This window comes from Nocardia sp. NPDC005978 (assembly GCF_040614455.1).
GTDB lineage: Bacteria > Actinomycetota > Actinomycetes > Mycobacteriales > Mycobacteriaceae > Nocardia.
The window spans coordinates 18782-35596 of the sequence record NZ_JBEXUS010000086.1; the positions used below are offsets into that span (position 1 = coordinate 18782).

17 protein-coding genes and 1 pseudogene are annotated in these 16815 nt (G+C 69.1%); 12 read left to right on the forward strand and 6 right to left on the reverse strand.

The window, feature by feature from the left end; genetic code table 11:
* Positions 1 to 133: 133 nt before the first annotated feature.
* Positions 134 to 778 carry an NAD(P)-binding domain-containing protein gene (locus tag ABZ319_RS29805; protein ID WP_354989833.1) on the reverse strand — a complete coding sequence of 215 codons (645 nt, stop codon included), beginning with the start codon at positions 776 to 778 and terminating at the stop codon, positions 134 to 136.
* A 337-nt stretch (positions 779 to 1115) separates the two neighbouring features.
* Here ABZ319_RS29805 and ABZ319_RS29810 point away from each other — a divergent pair, with 337 nt between their 5' ends.
* The 3 genes from ABZ319_RS29810 to ABZ319_RS29820 all read left to right on the forward strand — a co-directional run bounded on the left by ABZ319_RS29810 (position 1116) and on the right by ABZ319_RS29820 (position 3664).
* A complete protein-coding gene (locus tag ABZ319_RS29810) occupies positions 1116 to 1550 on the forward strand; it encodes a helix-turn-helix domain-containing protein (RefSeq protein WP_354989834.1) in 435 nt (144 codons plus the stop codon).
* A gap of 180 nt (positions 1551 to 1730) precedes the next feature.
* Positions 1731 to 2978, forward strand: a complete 1248-nt coding sequence (locus tag ABZ319_RS29815; RefSeq protein ID WP_354989835.1) for an ATP-binding protein — start codon at positions 1731 to 1733, stop codon at positions 2976 to 2978.
* A complete protein-coding gene (locus ABZ319_RS29820) occupies positions 2975 to 3664 on the forward strand; it encodes a response regulator transcription factor (RefSeq protein WP_354989836.1) in 690 nt (229 codons plus the stop codon). The genes ABZ319_RS29815 and ABZ319_RS29820 overlap by 4 nt, the downstream gene beginning before the upstream one ends.
* Positions 3665 to 3863: 199 nt before the next feature.
* Here ABZ319_RS29820 and ABZ319_RS29825 read toward each other — a convergent pair whose 3' ends face one another.
* From ABZ319_RS29825 to ABZ319_RS29845, 5 genes are all read right to left on the reverse strand, one after another.
* A complete protein-coding gene (locus ABZ319_RS29825; protein ID WP_354989837.1) occupies positions 3864 to 4214 on the reverse strand; it encodes a hypothetical protein in 351 nt (116 codons plus the stop codon).
* A 330-nt stretch (positions 4215 to 4544) separates the two neighbouring features.
* Positions 4545 to 5018, reverse strand: coding sequence for a hypothetical protein (locus ABZ319_RS29830; RefSeq protein WP_354989838.1), 474 nt, complete (start codon positions 5016 to 5018; stop codon positions 4545 to 4547).
* 34 nt (positions 5019 to 5052) lie between these two features.
* Positions 5053 to 5508, reverse strand: a complete 456-nt coding sequence (locus ABZ319_RS29835; protein ID WP_354989839.1) for a hypothetical protein — start codon at positions 5506 to 5508, stop codon at positions 5053 to 5055.
* Positions 5509 to 5804: 296 nt separating this feature from the next.
* Entirely contained in the window at positions 5805 to 6491 is a 687-nt protein-coding gene (locus ABZ319_RS29840) for a hypothetical protein (RefSeq protein WP_354989840.1), read from the reverse strand.
* A 103-nt stretch (positions 6492 to 6594) separates the two neighbouring features.
* Complete coding sequence (locus tag ABZ319_RS29845) at positions 6595 to 7554, reverse strand: hypothetical protein (RefSeq protein ID WP_354989841.1); 960 nt, start codon at positions 7552 to 7554, stop codon at positions 6595 to 6597.
* A gap of 65 nt (positions 7555 to 7619) precedes the next feature.
* On the opposite strand from ABZ319_RS29845, the gene ABZ319_RS29850 reads away from it, so the two are divergent.
* From ABZ319_RS29850 to ABZ319_RS29890, 9 genes and pseudogenes are all read left to right on the forward strand, one after another.
* Entirely contained in the window at positions 7620 to 8612 is a 993-nt protein-coding gene (locus ABZ319_RS29850; protein ID WP_354989842.1) for a Ppx/GppA phosphatase family protein, read from the forward strand.
* A gap of 1706 nt (positions 8613 to 10318) precedes the next feature.
* A pseudogene (locus ABZ319_RS29855) lies at positions 10319 to 10573 on the forward strand (hypothetical protein); the annotation flags it as partial.
* A gap of 73 nt (positions 10574 to 10646) precedes the next feature.
* The gene (locus ABZ319_RS29860; protein WP_354989847.1) at positions 10647 to 11516 is read left to right on the forward strand and encodes a sugar phosphate isomerase/epimerase; all 870 of its coding nucleotides are present in this window, start codon (positions 10647 to 10649) and stop codon (positions 11514 to 11516) included.
* A 134-nt stretch (positions 11517 to 11650) separates the two neighbouring features.
* Positions 11651 to 12550 carry a thioesterase family protein gene (locus ABZ319_RS29865; RefSeq protein ID WP_354989843.1) on the forward strand — a complete coding sequence of 300 codons (900 nt, stop codon included), beginning with the start codon at positions 11651 to 11653 and terminating at the stop codon, positions 12548 to 12550.
* Positions 12551 to 12821: 271 nt separating this feature from the next.
* Positions 12822 to 13643, forward strand: a complete 822-nt coding sequence (proC, locus tag ABZ319_RS29870; protein ID WP_354989844.1) for a pyrroline-5-carboxylate reductase — start codon at positions 12822 to 12824, stop codon at positions 13641 to 13643.
* A 178-nt stretch (positions 13644 to 13821) separates the two neighbouring features.
* A complete protein-coding gene (locus tag ABZ319_RS29875) occupies positions 13822 to 14064 on the forward strand; it encodes a helix-turn-helix domain-containing protein (RefSeq protein ID WP_354989848.1) in 243 nt (80 codons plus the stop codon).
* Positions 14065 to 14392: 328 nt separating this feature from the next.
* Positions 14393 to 14494 carry an AURKAIP1/COX24 domain-containing protein gene (locus tag ABZ319_RS29880; RefSeq protein ID WP_003402602.1) on the forward strand — a complete coding sequence of 34 codons (102 nt, stop codon included), beginning with the start codon at positions 14393 to 14395 and terminating at the stop codon, positions 14492 to 14494.
* Positions 14495 to 14707: 213 nt separating this feature from the next.
* Complete coding sequence (locus tag ABZ319_RS29885) at positions 14708 to 15739, forward strand: NAD-dependent epimerase/dehydratase family protein (protein ID WP_354989845.1); 1032 nt, start codon at positions 14708 to 14710, stop codon at positions 15737 to 15739.
* Positions 15736 to 16749, forward strand: coding sequence for a lysophospholipid acyltransferase family protein (locus ABZ319_RS29890; protein ID WP_354989846.1), 1014 nt, complete (start codon positions 15736 to 15738; stop codon positions 16747 to 16749). The genes ABZ319_RS29885 and ABZ319_RS29890 overlap by 4 nt, the downstream gene beginning before the upstream one ends.
* Positions 16750 to 16815 lie beyond the last annotated feature (66 nt).

The following is a 16815-nucleotide window of genomic DNA, read 5'->3' on the forward strand; positions in this document are numbered from 1 at the left end:
CGGCGGAGCCGTGAACGCCGGACGATGCGCCCCTGGTCGCGGCTCGATCGGGGGCGCATCGTTTCCCCGGGCTACCGCCGCGCGCGGCCGCCGGCTCGACGGCGGCGCGCCGGTGGGTCTGTCCGTCGACTGCCTACCCGTCGACCTCGGCGAAAGTAGCCGACAGTGGCGGGAACATCGCCCGGGCGTCGTGCCCGCCGAACCACTGCCCCACCACGAAGGCCGAGGTGGCTTCGAGGAAGCGCGCCTGGGCCAGGCCGCCGGCGTGGAAGGGCTCCAGCTTCAGATCCCGGGCGAGCGCCGCCACCCGGGCCACGGCGGTCGTGTCGTCCCCGCACAGCGGGACCAGCAGCGGCTGCCCGTCGAACTCGCGGGCCGTCACGGCCCACACCTCGGCAGCGCACAGGTTGAACGCCTTCACCACGTGCGCCCCGGCGGCGGTCGCCGCGATCCGCTCGGCCACCGCGTCCTCGGCGAGCACGAACTTCCCGCTGTCCGGGGCGAAAGCGTTGGTGCAGTCCACGATCGTCCGCCCGGCGTAGTCACCCGAGGCGAGCACCTCGCCCAACGCCGAGACCGGCACCGCCAGCAGCACCGCCTCCCCGAACCGCACCCCGTCCGCGATGGTCCCGCCCCGCGCGCCGCCCCCGATCTCCGCCGCCGCCCCGGCCGCCCGCTCCGCGTCGCGTGCCCCGACCACGATCTCGTGCCCGGCCGCGGCCCACCCGCCGCCGAGCGCACGGGCCATGGCGCCCGCCCCGATGATTCCGATTCGCATGTGAACTCCTCACTCGTGCTTGCGAATTCGACGGTAGAAACCGCGATGAGCACCTCGAGGTGCGTATCGAGGTGGCACGCTGAAACCCGTGACCGCCGCACCGAACTCGTCACCGCAGCCCGAGCCCGCGCCCGAGCCGCGGAGGATGACGGTCGAGCCGGGGGCGCACACCGTCGTGGACTACGCGAAACAACCCGACTCGCAGCCGATCCCCCTCGCGATGCGGGCGCCCGGGCGTGCGGCTGTCGCGCAGCGTCCGGCGAGAAAGCTCGGGAGCGGCGAGACCGGGGGTGCGGTGGCGGAATCGAGCGGCGAGTCATCCGGAAGGCGGGTCGAGATGCCGGGCAGTACCGTGCCGGCGCGGGTGGAGGCCGATGAATCGGGACCGGGAGAGGGCGAGCCGACCCGGGTCGAGTTCGCGGAATACGGGGGGCGCGAGGCGGACTGCCCGGCGCGGCTCGCGGTGGATCTGTTCGGGAACTCGTGGCTGACGGTCATCGTCTACACGCTGCGGGACGGGCCCATGCGGCCGGTGGACCTGCGGCGGGAGATCGGGACCATCAGCCAGAAGATGCTGACGCAGACCCTGCGGCGCATGGAAACGATGGGATTGGTCGAGCGGCGGCGGTACGCCGAGGCGCCGCCGCGGGTGGAGTACGGGCTCACGCGTGCCGGAATCGACCTGCTCGTACCGATTTTCGCGCTGGGAGAGTGGGTGGACGAGCACGGTGAGCTGGTGCGCAATTCGCTCTACCGGGACGAAACGGACTGAACTGGCCGGTCGCGCAAGTCATCTCGCCGGAGGTTTGCCGAGAATCCGCCAGAAACAGACCCCGCGTAATTCGAACATTGCGTGAACGCCGGGCCAACACCCGCGTAAGCCCCTGTGACCTGCGTGAAACTTGCCCCACCCGGGGTTTGCCCCCCGGTCGGCGACCGTACGATTCACAGTGTGAGCGTTCCACAGGCCGTGCTGTTGGCAGTCCTGGCGGCCGTCGTTGGACTGGCTGTCGGTGGATTGCTCATTCCCTATGTCACCGCGCGTCAGGAGCAGCGCCGGGTGGCCTCCGATTCGGGGCTGACCATGTCCCAGGTCCTCGATCTCATCGTGCTCGCCTCCGAGAGCGGCATCGCGGTGGTCGACAAGTATCGCGATGTCGTGCTGGTCAACCCGCGTGCCGAGGAGCTGGGCGTGGTGCACGACCGGTTGCTGGACGAACGCGCGTGGGCCGCCGTGCAGCAGGTGCTGGCCGGTGGCTCGGACGTCGAGTTCGAACTGACCGCCAAGATCCCCATGCCCGGCCGGGCCCGGCTGGCCGTGCGCGGCGTCGCCCGCCCGCTGTCGCAGGAGAACCCCAACTTCGTGGTGCTCTTCGCCGACGACGATTCCGAGCAGGCCCGCATGGAAGCCACCCGCCGCGATTTCGTCGCCAACGTCAGCCACGAACTCAAGACGCCGGTCGGCGCCATGTCGCTATTGGCCGAAGCGTTGCTGGAGTCCGCGGACGATCCGGACTCGGTCCGGCACTTCGGCGAGCGCCTGCACGGCGAGGCCCGGCGCATGGGCAAGATGGTCACCGAGCTGATCGCGCTGTCCCGCCTGCAGGGCGCGGAGAAGCTGCCCGAACTCGACGCCGTCGACGTCGACTCGGTCGTCGCCCAGGCCATCGAGCGCTCCCGCAACACCGCCGACGTCGCGGGCATCACCGTCAGCACCGACGCCAACAGCGGCCTCGAGGTGCTCGGCGATCAGACCCTGCTGGTCACGGCGCTGTCCAATCTCGTGGAGAACGCCATCGCGTACTCCTCGCGCGGCGCGCACGTGTCGGTGAGCCGGGCGCTGCGCGGCGGCTACGTCAACATCGCGGTCACCGATCGCGGCATCGGCATCGCCAAGGAAGATCAGGAACGGGTCTTCGAACGATTCTTCCGGGCCGACAAGGCGCGCTCGCGCGCCACCGGCGGTACCGGGCTCGGGCTGGCTATCGTCAAGCACGTGGCCGCCAACCACAACGGTGAGATCACGCTGTGGAGCAAGCTGGGCACGGGGTCGACGTTCACCCTGCGCGTCCCGGCCCACCCCGGCGACGAGCACGGTGTGGACAACAAGCTTGCCGCCGGGATTCCGGTGGTGAAGAAGGAAACCGGCCCGCGCCCCCTCGGGCGGGCCAGAACCAACGGTGTGGAGGCAACCCGATGACGAGTGTCCTGATCGTCGAGGACGAGGAGTCGCTGGCCGATCCGCTCGCATTCCTCCTGCGCAAGGAGGGGTTCGAGGTCACCGTGGTCGGTGACGGCCCCTCCGCGCTGTCGGAGTTCGATCGTTCCGGTGCGGACATCGTCCTGCTCGATCTCATGCTGCCCGGCATGAGCGGCACCGACGTGTGCAAGCAGCTGCGCGTGCGCAGCAGCGTGCCCGTCATCATGGTGACCGCGCGCGACAGCGAGATCGACAAGGTGGTCGGCCTGGAGCTGGGCGCCGACGACTACGTCACCAAGCCCTACTCCTCACGCGAACTCATCGCCCGCATCCGCGCGGTGCTGCGCCGCGGCGTCGGCGACGAGCCCGAGGGCGGCAGCGAGACCAGCGTGCTCGAAGCGGGCCCGGTCCGCATGGACGTGGACCGCCACACCGTGCAGGTCAACGGCCGTCCGGTCACCCTGCCGCTCAAGGAGTTCGACCTGCTGGAGTACCTGCTCCGCAATTCCGGTCGCGTCCTGACCCGCGGGCAGCTGATCGACCGCGTCTGGGGCGCCGACTACGTGGGCGACACCAAGACCCTCGACGTGCACGTCAAGCGCCTGCGCTCGAAGATCGAAGCCGATCCGGCCAAGCCCGAGCACCTGGTGACGGTCCGCGGCCTCGGGTACAAGCTGGAAGCCTGAGCTCGACCGCCGCTCCGCGACTTCAGCGCGCGGCCGTGAGCCGTCCGGGCTTTCGGCCGCGTGCCCGCGGTCAGGCGTCGAACCGATGTCGAGGTGGCCGGGAAGTCGCCGGCCTCCCTCGCGAAATCGGTTATCGCGCAGAAATAGAACAGCGCCCGCCTTCGAATTCGAAGGTGGGCGCTTTTTCGGTGCTCGAACCCTAGGCGTTCGGGTCGTTCTGCAGGGTGTAGACCCAGGCGGTGCCCAGGACCGGGAGCTCCTGCTGCTGGAGGTTGATCCAGCCCAGGGCGTCCTGCTGCTTGCAGTCGTACCAGGCCACGTCCTGGCCGTTGCCGCGGCAGGCGATGGTCTGGCTGGTGCCGTAGGGGCTGACGATGACCAGCTTGCCGTTCGCCTTGGCGTTGAGCACGTCGAGATCGTTGTAGGGCACGAAATCGGCGGTGCGGTCGGAGAACCGGGCGGGGTCGACGTTGTCGGCACCGGCGATGGGCGCGAGGGCGAGCACGGCGCCGGCGGCCAGCGCGGCGACGGCGAACGACTTCTTGATCATGAGGCGAATGTCTAACACGCCCCGGTGAATGCGCAATGGCCTGCCGATGTCGCGCGCGCTGCCGGGCGCTCACAACCCGAGGTCAACGCTCGGAAGGTCGCGCGAAACAGGTTTGCGCGCACAGTGATTCGAATGCCGCTGGGGTGCGGTGGCGTTGTTCACCGGCTGTTCACCGGTGTCGAATGAATCACACCTGTTCGCTATGGATCGAGTAGCGCTGTGCGCCCGGCCACCTCGCGCACGCCGGTCGCCGGACAGCTCGGGTCGAGCCCGCCGCGTCGGTGGCGGCGGGCTCGGTGTGCCGGCTACTCGCCCGGTGCTCTCGCGCCGCTATTTGCCCGCGCTGCCGGTCAATCCGCCCAGCAGACCGCCGAGTCCGCCCGCGCTGCCGGTGCCGCCGTTCTCGCCGCCGGGGGTGCCGGGGTTGCCGGGATCGACCGGGCCCGGATTCGACGGGTCGACGACGGTCACCTCGATGGTCTTGGTGCTGCCGCCCTGCGAACAGGTGATGAGGTGCTTGCCCGCCTTGGTCGGCTTCCACGGGTAGCTGGACTGGCCGATCGGCATGGGCACCTTGGGCCCGCTCAGGTCCTCGCCGTCGACGCTCCAGTAGACGAGCAGGCCGATGCCGGCGCCGCTGAGCTTTGCGCTGAGGGTGTACTCCTTGTTGATCTCGTGGTTGCTGCCCGAGACGGTGATGCTGTCCACGGTGGCGGCGGCGTTGGGCGCGGCGAAGACCGCGATGGACGCGGCGGCGGCGAGGCTCGCCACGCCCGCGCCGAGGCGGCGGGAAAGAATGCTCATGGGGGTGTCCTGTTCTCGGTGGTCTCGGCCGCGGTTACTTGTTGCCGGTGGTGCCGCTGGATCCGCTGCCGAGCGGCCCGGCCGGTCCGAATCCGCTGCCGGAGGTGGAGCTGCCCGATCCCAGGGGCGCGTCCCGGACCTCGACCACGACCGAGCGGGTGTACCCGCCCTGTTCGACGGTGATGATGTGCTTGCCGGTCGTCGCGGGGGTCCAGGCGATGCTGGATTGCCCGACGGGCCACGGCACCTTGGGGCCGCCGATGAATTCGCCGTTGTCGCTGAAGTACACGAGCAGTCCGGCCGCGGCGCCGCTGTGCGTGGCCGAGATCGTGTACTCGGTGCCCACCCGGTGATCCGAGCCGTCGACGGTCACGCTGTCGACCGCCGCGACGGCCTGCGGGGCCGCGAGCACGGCTGTCGCCGCCAGGGCGGCGAAACCGGTGATTCCGGCACCCGCCCGGCGCGCGGTCCTCGAGGGTGTGATGCGCATGTGTGTCGTCTCCTGGGATGTTGCTGCCCGCGGGGGTGTGCGGGCCTGTGCACCCTAAGGGAGACGGTGTGTGAAATGCAGGCGTTTCGGGAAATCTATCAAACAAGCGTCCGCTTGGTTGTGGTGGATATGGCTTGACCAGGGGTTTTTCGCCACATCCACCACGTCTCCTACCGCCGGGGGCTCGATATCGAGCTCGCGTGGTTGTTCATCGTCGGCAATCCCGCACTGCCCGCGATCTTGCTGTCGATGAACCAGGAGCTAGCGGGCCACCGTGTGACCGGCCGGAACCGGAATCAGAACGGCAGCAGATCGGAGCTGCCGCTGCCGGCCGGCTTGGTGGTCGTCGGCGGGGTGGTGGTCACCGGCGGCTCGGTCGTGACGGGCGGGGTGGTGGTCACCGGGGGCTCGGTCGTGACCGGCGGGGTGGTGGTGACGGGCGGCTCGGTCGTCACCGGCGGGGTCGTCGTGACCGGCGGCGTGGTGGTGACCGGCGGGGTGGTGGTGACCGGGGGCTCGGTGGTGACCGGGGGCGTCGTCGTGACCGGGGGCTCGGTGGTGACGGGCGGGGTCGTGGTGACCGGCGGCGTGGTGGTCGGCGCCGAACCGTCGCTCACGTTCACCACGAGCGATTTGGTGCTGCTGCCCTGGGTGAGGGTGATGGTGTGTACCCCGGCCGTGCGCGGGGTCCAGTCGGTGCTGGTGTTGTACGCGGGCCACGGCACCTGGGCGGCCGGGCTGGTGATGGCCTGGCCGTTGTCCTTCCAGTAGACCAGCAGGCCGAAGGACGCGCCGCTGAGATCGGCGTGCAGGTTGTAGGTCTGGTTGACCTTGTGGTCCGAGCCGGAGACGGTGATCCGGTCCACCGCGGCGGTGGCTTCCGGGGTTGCGGGGTTCGCCAGCACGACGGCGACGCCGGTGGCCACGGCCAGCCCGGCCAGGCCCAGACCGAGCGGTCGCCGGAAGGCTGAAGTGTTGCTCATGTATCTCTCCTGTACTGCGACCCCGTGAGGGGGAGGGGTCGCTCGCACAGTAGGTGAGCAGTGAAGTGAAAATACGTGCTTTCAGAAAGTTACCGGTGGGTTGTCAACCGCGCTTGGCGGCCGCGGCCTTCTTGACCCCGGGAATCTTCGCCGCGGCGGCCGCGGACTTCTTGGTGTGCGCCGCTTCCTGTTTCGCCGCCGCCTGCTCCGCGGCCGCCTTCTGCTGGGCGATCGCCGTGGCCGGGTGCACCGCGACGATGCCGAGACCCTGGCGTCGCCGGCAGTGTGCTGCCAGCTCGTCGTAGGCGACCTGCCCGAGCAGTTCGATCAATTCCGGCGCGTACGCCTCCCACACCGGGCGGGTGCCGACGTGCGCGTCCGGGGAGCCGGTGCAGTACCAGTTCAGGTCGAGTCCGCCCGAACCCCAGCCGCGCCGGTCGTATTCGCCGATGACGGTCTTGAGGATCTCCACCCCGTCCGGCCGCTCCACCCAGTCCTGGGTGCGCCGGATCGGCAGCTGCCAGCACACCTCGGGCTTGACGGTGAGCGGCTCCAGGCCCTCGCGCAGGGCCATGGTGTGCAACGCGCAGCCCAGGCCCTTGTCGAAGCCGGCGCGGTTCAGGAAGATGCACGCGCCGTCGAAACGCCGGGTGCGCAACGCGGGTTCGTCGTCGAGGTCGTCCTCTTCCAGATACAGCTTCTTGCGGACCCGGCCCTTGTCGTCGACCGCCTCGCCCATGAGCTGCCAATCGTCGGGTGTGAGCATTTTCACAGCCCGGTGCAGCTTCTTGCCGTCCTCCTCGTCGGACAGGAACGCGCCGTGCGAACAGCAGCCGTCGTCCTCGCGCCCGGCGATGATGCCCTGGCATGCCGGAGTGCCGAAAACGCACGTCCAGCGCGACAACAGCCAGGTCATGTCCGCCGCGATCAAATGCTCGTCATTTGCTGGGTCGACGAACTCGATCCACTCGCGCGGGAAGTCGAGCTCTACTTCGGGAGCCGGGTCGATCTTCGCCGCTGGTCGCAGCCCGGTGGGGCCACTCGCGGATGCACCTGCCGTCACGCCGTGGAACGCTAACAGCTCAGTCGCCTGGCCTGAAGCCGTGACGCACCCAGTACCGTGTTCATGTGCGGCTCGGTGTACTGGATGTGGGAAGCAATACCGTCCACCTGCTCGTGGTGGACGCGCATCGCGGTGGCCACCCGATGCCAATGAGTTCTACGAAGGCGACGTTGCGCCTGTCGGAGAGCATGGACGACCAGGGCCGGATCACGCCCGGCGGATCGGCGCGGCTCATTGCCACGGTCGCCGAATTCGCCAGTATCGCAAAGACTTCCGGGTGCGTGGAGCTCATGGCCTTCGCCACCTCGGCGGTGCGCGAGGCGACGAATTCCGAGGAGGTCCTGGCGCGGGTGCGCGCCGAGACCGGGGTCAAGCTCAAGGTGCTCAGCGGCGCCGACGAGGCCCGGCACACCTTCCTGGCGGTGCGGCGCTGGTACGGCTGGAGCGCGGGGCGGATCCTGAACCTCGACATCGGCGGCGGGTCGCTCGAAATGAGCAACGGCGCCGACGAGGTGCCCGACACGGCGCTGTCGCTGCAACTGGGCGCGGGCAGGCTCACGCGGGACTGGCTGCATCACGACCCGCCCGGCAAGCGCCGGGTCGCGGTGCTGCGGGATTGGCTCGACGCCGAGCTGGTGCTGCCGTCCAAGCAGCTGCTCGAGGCCGGCCGCCCGGATCTGGCGGTGGGCACGTCCAAGACTTTCCGCTCGCTGGCCCGTTTGACCGGTTCGGCCCCCTCCTCGGCGGGTCCGCGGGTGCGGCGTACCCTCACGAGTTCCAGCCTGCGACAGCTGATTGCGTTCATATCGAGAATGACAGCCGCGGACCGGGCAGAATTGGAAGGCGTAAGTTCCGATCGGTCACAGCAATTGGTGGCCGGCGCGCTGGTCGCGGAGGCGAGTATGCGGGCATTGTCATTGGATACGCTAGAAATTTGCCCCTGGGCACTGCGGGAAGGTTTGATCCTGCGAAAACTTGATACCGACCTGGATAATGAGCCGATAACTGGTGGTCCCAACGGCGGCCAGCCGGGCACGATCGAAACGGTGTCTCGATGACCGAGGATATTAGTCAACTGTCCGTTGCCGAACTTTTGGCGCGAAACGGACAGGGTGCACCGCCCGCCGCTGGTGGCGGGCGCAGGCGAAGGAGCGGGCGCGGCCTATCGGTCGCCGATCTGACCGGCGATATACCGACGGTCCGGAACGGATCCTCGTCGCACGCCGCGCCGGACGACGCGCTGGAACAGGGCGCGGCTGATCCCTCACCCCCGGCTGATTCGGGCGAATCGGACTATTCAAACTTTTCGAATTATTCGGACCAATCGAACGCAAATTATGCGGAATACCCGAACTATTCCGGAGATTCCGGTGACTTCGGGGGCGCCTCGTCGTATTCGTCCGCCCCGCAGGCGGACTATCCCTCCTACTCGGTACCCGATCCGACGCCCGAGTACTCCCCGTTGTCGGGACCGATCTCGTTCTACGATCCGCTGGCCCCCGCCGCGCCCCCGCTACCGGGGCCGGCCGCGGAAGCGCCGCGCAGCGGCCGCCGCCGCAAGCCCGATCCGCTCTCGGCCGAGGTGCCGCTGAACGAACTGGACCGCAGCGCCCCGCCCGCGCCGGCCGAGGGCGGCCGCCGGCGGCGCTTCGATCCGGACGACGAGAACACCGAGGACGTCCAGCCCTTCCGCGGGCAGGATCCCGGCCGCGCGGACAGCGCGATGGGTGCCCTGAACAGCTCGCTCAGCCGCAACGACGACGCCGCCCGCGGCTGGGACCCGGCACCGGCCTGGTCGCCCGACCCGCTATCGAGCCCGCCGTCGCGCGGCTTCGAACCGCCGCAGGCGGCCGCACCGGCCGCACCCATCGCCGCCCCGCCCATGTCGCGGTCCGCGCGCAGGCACGCGGAAGCGCAGCGGCAGAACGTGGCCGAGCGCCCGGCCGAGCAGCCGTGGCAGCCCGAACCGCCGCGCCGGCCCGAGCCCCAGCGCCCGCCCGAACCGCCGCGTCAGCCGCAGCAGTGGCATTCCGAGCAGCCGTGGCCGGGGGAGCAGCGCCAGGCCGAGCAGCCGTGGCAGGGCGAACAGTCGTGGCAGGGCGAGCAGCGCCAGGCCGAGGTGCCGCCGTGGCAGGGCGAATCCCAGCGGGATCCCGAACCGCCGCGGCAGCCGGAGATTCAGCGGCTACCCGGCGGCCGGCGGCACGACGAGCAGTTGCGCGACGGCCGTGCCGAGCACAACGCCCGCGTCGAGCACGAGGAGCGGGCCGGGCTGCCGTCCTGGTCTGCGCGCCGGCGACCTGCCGCCGGCGCCGTGCCCGAGGCCGCCCCGCACGACCGGACCGAATTGCTGCCGCGCAATCGGGCCGACGGGCCGCGGGACCGGGCCGACGCGAACCCGAGCTGGTCCGCCGCGGATCAGGATCAGATGCTCATGTCGGGCGAGACGGTTGCCGGAGAGATGCTCCGGGATCGACTCGAACGCGATGAGCAACGCGCGGAACATGATTCGCGACGCGGTGGCAAACGTCGCGGGGCCGGTACCCGGCGCCGCGGCGGCGCCGCGGTCCGGGAGCGGGATCTCGACGAGCATCTGACCGACGTCTACGAGCCGCTCGACGACGACGAGGACGACGACTACGACGACGAGCCCGGCACCTCGGTGGTCGGGCGGCTGTCGGCGGTCGCCTCGCGGGCCGCGCGGCGGGCGCGCCCGGCGCCTTCGCGGGCCCGGGCCGACCTCTCCGACGACGAGGAGCATCGCCGGCAGTGGCTGGTGCTGGCCGGGCAGAGCACGGGCGCGGCGGTCGCGGGCATGTTGCTGTTCAAGGGTTTCGAGCGGCTGTGGGAAATGCTCCCGTGGGTTGCCCTGGCCCTGTCGATGATCGTCATCCTCGGTCTGGTCGCGCTCGTACGGGTGCTGCGCCGGACCGACGATATTTTCAGCACTGTGATTGCGGTCGTCGTGGGCGTCTTCGTGACGCTGGGACCGCTAGCCTTTCTACTCAGTACGAACTGAGCAGGGAGCAGCAGTGGGGAATATCGTGCAGGGGGCGAACATCGAGGACCGAGCGGGGCGGGCGGAAGTCCGGATCGGGCTTTCCACCGCGTCGGTCTATCCGGAGAACACCGAGGCCGCGTTCCGCTACGCGGCCGAATTGGGTTACGACGGAGTCGAACTCATGGTGTGGGCGGAACCGGCCAGTCAGAGCATCTCCACCGTGCAGTCGTTCATGCACAAGTACGACGTGCCGGTGCTGGCCGTGCACGCGCCGTGTCTGCTCATCTCGCAACGGGTCTGGGGGTCGGACCCGGTGGCGAAACTGCGGCGCAGCGTGCACACGGCCGAGGCGCTGGGCGCGGCCACGGTGGTGGTGCATCCGCCGTTCCGCTGGCAGCGCCGCTACGCGGAGGGGTTCGCGCAGCAGGTGGCCGACCTGGAGAACGAGAGCCCGATCGCGGTGGCGGTGGAGAACATGTTCCCCATGCGCGCCGACACGCTGTTCCGCGGCAGCTCGATTCGCCGCCTGGAACGCCGCGGCGGTCCCGGGCCCTCGTTCACGACGTTCAGCCCCTCCTACGATCCGACCGACACCGGGTACCGGCACTACACCCTGGACAGCTCGCACACCGCGACCGCCGGGGTGGATCCGCTGGAGCTCGCCCGCCGCATGGGCGCGGGCCTGACGCATCTGCACCTGGCGGACGGTCGCGGGGCGGCGACCGACGAGCACCTGATTCCGGGCGAGGGCACCCAGCCGGTGGCCGAGCTGTGCGCGATGCTCACCGCCGGCGGCTTCGACGGCCAGGCCGTGATCGAGGTCAACACCCAGATGGCCCGCACCACGATGGATCGGGCGGCCATGCTCAACCGGGCGCTCACCTTCGCTCGTAAGCACCTGAACGGCGTCACCCCCACTCCGGCCCCGGAACCGGAGCCGACGGCCGCCAGCCGCCGCTGAGGGGCCCGGAACCGGCCGCGGGGGAGTGCGGCCGCGCCGTCCTGCCGCGCCAGTGATTCCCGCCACGGGAATACCGATTGGTGTACCCGGCGCTTGTACGCTGTACAAACCGATCAGCGGAAGGAACGCAGCGGATGACAACGGAGTTGACCGTCGACCTCGAACAGGCCCTCGTGGAGCAGACCGCGCCCTTCAGCCGCGTCTGCGCGGTCACCGAGCTGCCGTCGGCCGATCCGGGCGCCGGGCGCTACGCCGGCGTCATCGAGGACATCTGGACCATCGGCAAGAAACTGCACGGCGGCACCATGGTCGCGGGCAGCGCCGCCGCCGCGACCGCGTGGCTGCGCCGCACCGCGCCCGAGCAGGCGGCCATGTTCCCCATCTCCGCCAGCACCGACTTCCTGGGCGCCCCGGATCCGGGCGCGGTCGAGTACGAGGTCCGCACCCGCAAACTCGGCCGTCAGATCTGCCTGCTCGACGCGAGCCTGATCCAGAACGGCCGCACCCTGGTGCACACCGCCTTCACCTTCAGCCACCTGGACGACGGCGCCGCCCCGGCCTTCGCCGCCGACCACGCCGGCGACATGCCCGCCGAGCCCGACGCCGGCGCGATGGGCTACGACGGCGACAGCCCGATGGGCAAGATCGTCCATGTGGCACAGGGCTCTTCGGTCGCCATCGACACGAAGTGGGCCCGCTTCCTGTCCGGCGAAACCGCCGAACCCCGCCTGCGCCTGTGGATTCGCCCCCGCGAGGGCGACGAGCAACTCCCCGACGTGGCCGCCTTCTTCGCCATGATGGCCGCCGACATGAGCCCCCCGGTCCCGATGAACCTCGGCCACTTCGGCTGGGCCCCAACGGTTCAGATGACGACCTACCTCCGCCGCCGCCCCGCCCCCGGCTGGCTCCGCGTGATCGCCCACGCCCGCGAGGTGGGCGCCCGCATGTTCGACGAGGACCAATTGGTCATCGACTCGACCGGCGCGATAGTCGCCCAAAGCCGTCAACTGGCCTTGATCCCCCAACCCCGCTAACCGAGATCACTTTCCCCCCAACAATTCTCACGAATGCAAACACATTCGCAAGAAAAAACCCCACCCCCAGAAATGCCCCCACCACCCTTGCCAAGCCGCGCAGGTGTGCTGTCCCGTTGCTCAACGCGACAACGGCATTGGTTCCGGTCGGGGTAACTCCCGGGGCACCCCCAAAATCAGGATTGCTCCCAACCGCACCACGCGTCCCCAACGGCGAACGGCTCCCAGGCCGTGCGCTGAGGTCCCGGAGAGGCGGACTAGCCTGAAAACCATGACGAGGATTGCGGTGATCGGCGGCGGCCGGATCGGTGAGGCATTGCTGGCCGGTCTGCTCGAATCCGGGCGGGCGAGCAAGGATCTGGTGGTCGTCGAGCCGGTGAAGCCGCGGGCCGAGTTGCTGGCGCAGCGGTTCGGGATCCGAGTTACCGATTCGGTCGGCGACGCTGTGATCGGCGCGGATCTGATCGTGATCGCGGTGAAGCCGCAGGACGTGGACGGTGTGCTGACCGAGCTGGCCAAGGCCGAGCTGGGCGAGTCCGACCGCGAGGCGGTCGTGGTGTCGCTCGCGGCGGGCGTGCCGACCGTGCGTTTCGAGAACAAGCTGCCCGCCGGTTTCCCGGTGGTCCGGGTCATGCCGAACACCCCGATGCTGGTCGGGCAGGGTATGAGCGCGATCGCGCCGGGACGGTATGCCCGTAAGGAGCAGCTGGCGCTGGTCTCGGAGATGCTGGAGTCGGTCGGCAAGGTGGTGACCGTCGCCGAATCGCAGATGGACGCGGTCACCGCGGTGTCCGGTTCCGGTCCGGCGTACTTCTTCCTGGTGGTGGAGGCCATGATCGACGCCGCGGTCGGGCTCGGCCTGACCCGCGACGTGGCCACCCAGCTCGTGGTGCAGACCATGCTCGGCTCGGCCGCGCTGCTGGAGGAATCCGGGCAGAGTGCGGTGGAGTTGCGCGCGGCCGTCACCTCGCCCGCGGGGACCACCGCGGCCGCCCTGCGGGAACTCGAGCGCGGCGCGGTGCGATCGGCGTTCCATGAGGCGCTGCATGCCGCGAAGCGTCGTTCCGCCGAACAGGGCGCCAGTTCCGACTAGCCTGACTGGCCAGTAGCTCGTTTGCTGCCGGGCCCCGACTCGCCACAGCAAAGGCTGATTTCTCACACCCGTCGCAGCAACACCACTGGTCCCGCTAAGCTTCAAGGAGCACGTGCGTGTCTGTTCCGCCGGTGGGGAAGCCGGCGGCGCGGACGTGCCGGAGGTCAGTGGCGCAATGATGTCTGGAAACAGTCAAGCGAGGTCCGCGAACACACCGATCAGTGCAGCCAATGTTCTCGGCGGAGGAACCCAGTTCCTCACCGTCGCCGAGGTGGCGAATCTGATGCGGGTATCCAAGATGACGGTGTACCGGCTGGTGCATTCGGGAGAGCTGCCCGCGGTGCGGGTGGGTCGATCCTTCCGGGTGCACGCGAAAGCGGTGCACGATTACCTGGAGACGTCCTACTTCGACGCGGGGTGACACCCCCGCGAGAGCTCCAGAGCTGACGATCGATTCCGGGCGGTCCGGGCCACGTGCCCGGTACCGCCGGAATCGTCGTCGCACCCCACCGCTCCCACGCGTATCGCACGGTCGGCGGCGCCGAGCCGGATCCACCGGCCCCGGTGGCGGGACTGTGCCTACCGGTTTCGTTCGCCGGAGAGTGGCCCGGTAACATGGACCGGCATCCTGTACGTGCCGGTGGTGCCGTCGGGCCCATGTCGGTCCGTTACGGGTAGGACTGTGCAGGGTTGAAAGTGTGCTCCCCGCGAAGGTGGGGGTGACCCGAGAGAACGCGAGGAACAACCCTATGGGTTCTGTGATCAAGAAGCGCCGTAAGCGCATGTCGAAGAAGAAGCACCGCAAGCTGCTTCGTCGTACGCGCGTCCAGCGCAGGAAACTCGGCAAGTAAGCGCTGCGTCGTAGCTGGAAGCCCGTCACCTTCGGTGGCGGGCTTTCCGTTTATCACGGGTGACAGAACTCATCGTTAGATCCTGGTTAATACCCTTCGGAGAGCCCAGGTCCGGCGGTTACCCTTGGGACGCGGGAAAACAGAAATGGGGGCTCGACAATGGGATCCGGTGCGGTGGGCGGCACCAGGGACGGTTCGGCGCCGAAGATCGTGATGGTGACCGGCGCCAGCCGGTTCTTCGGCGGTAACGTGGTGGTCAGGCTGGCGGCTGATCCGAGTATCGAACGCGTGATCGCGGTCGATGCCAAACAGCCGAGCCGGGAGCTGTTGCGGCGCATGGGGCGCGCCGAATTCGTCCGGGCCGATATTCGTAATCCGTTGATACGCAAGGTGATCGACGGGAACTCGGTCGACACGGTGGTGCATCCCGCGGCGTTGTCGCGCCCGCCCGCCGGTGGCGGCCGGCCCGCCATGAAGGACATGAACGTGCTGGGGGCCATGCAGTTGTTCGCGGTGTGCCGCAAGGCCTCCAGCGTGCGGCGCGTGGTGGTGCGCTCGTCCTCGGCGGTATACGGCTGCAGTGCCAAGGACCCGGTGAAATTCACCGAGGAAATGAGCGCGCGCACGCCGCCGCGGGGCTGGTTCGCCCGCGATATGGTCGAGGTGGAGGGTTTCGTGCGCGGGCTGGCCCGCCGTCGTCCCGATATCTGTACGGCCATTCTGCGTTTTCCGCCGATTGTCGGCCCGCGGTTGGCCGATCGCGGTGTGCAGTATTTTCATTCGCCGGTAACACCCACGATCCTGGGCCGTGATCCGAGAATGCAACTGTTGCACGAGGAAGACGCCATCGCCGCGCTCACCCATGCCGCCTTGGGCGCGCCGGGCGGCACTTTCAATGTGGCCGGTGACGGCGCGATGGCTTTGTCGCAGGCCATCCGGCGCGCGGGTCGTATCGAAATGCCGGTTCCGTACAGCGTTTTCCGTACCGTTGGCCGTACCCTGATGGGACCGGTCATGCGGGAGTTCACCGCCGAACAGATCGACTATTTCCATTTCGGTTGTGGCCTGGACACGACCAGAATGCGCACCGAGCTCGGATTCCAGCCGCGCTGGACGACGGTTCAGGCATTCGACGACTTCATAGGGGGCGCAGCGTTGCGGCCCGTGATCGATCCCCGCTGGATCGATGCCGCAGAGAACAAACTTCTCGGCCTGATCGGGGCCGGGACGGGAGCGCACCAATGAGTGACGTAGCGAAGGTGATTCGTCTTCACGACGTGGATATCGAGGCGCGACATCGGCCGTCGCGCGTCTGGCCGGGCGAACCGGCCCTGAAGCCGGTGACCTCGCTGACCGATCGGCTCGCCGAAGTCGAATCGCGGCAGCCGAAGTCGCTGGGCGAGATGCTGCGCGGCGCGGTCGCCGAGGGCGTGGGCCGCACCGCCGACTTCGCGCGCCGCCGGCTCACCGGCGACTATCAGGTCGACGAATTCGGCCTCGACGAACATCTGCTGGAGACGGTGATCCTGCCGATCCTGCGGCCGATCTCCGAGCTGTGGTTCCGGGTCGAGACCAGCGGGATCGAGAACATTCCCGAAGTGGGTGGCGCGCTGGTGGTCGCCAATCACGCCGGCACCGTGCCGATCGACGGCCTGATGCTGCAGCTGGCGATCCACGACCGGCACGCCAAACAGCGCGCGCTGCGCCTGCTGGCCGCCGACCTGATCTTCGAGACCCCGCTCATCGGCGGCCTGGCCCGCAAGGCCGGGCACACCCTGGCCTGCCCCGCCGACGCCGAGCGCCTGCTGCGCGCGGGCGAGGTGGCCGGGGTCTTCCCCGAGGGCTACAAGGGGATCGGCAAACCGTTCGGCGATCGCTACAAGCTGCAGCGGTTCGGGCGCGGCGGTTTCGTGGCGGCGGCGGTGCGCACCGGCGTGCCGATCATTCCGTGCTCGATCGTCGGCTCCGAGGAGATCTACCCGAAGCTGGCCGATCTCAAGCCGCTGGCCCGCTTGCTCGGCATGCCGTATTTCCCGGTGACGCCGACCTTCCCGCACCTGGGCCCGCTGGGCGCGATCCCGCTGCCGTCCAAGTGGCACATCGAGTTCGGCGAGCCGATCTCCACCAGCGGCTACGAGCCCGAGGCGGCCGACGATCCGATGACCATGTTCGAGATCACCGACCAGGTCCGGGAGACGATCCAGGGCACGCTGTACCGGAATCTCACCAAGCGCCGCAATCCCTTCACGGGATAGGTTGCGGCGGCTGATCATCGGTGTGGCCCGGTCCGAATCGGACCGGGGCCACACCGTGTCTCGTTC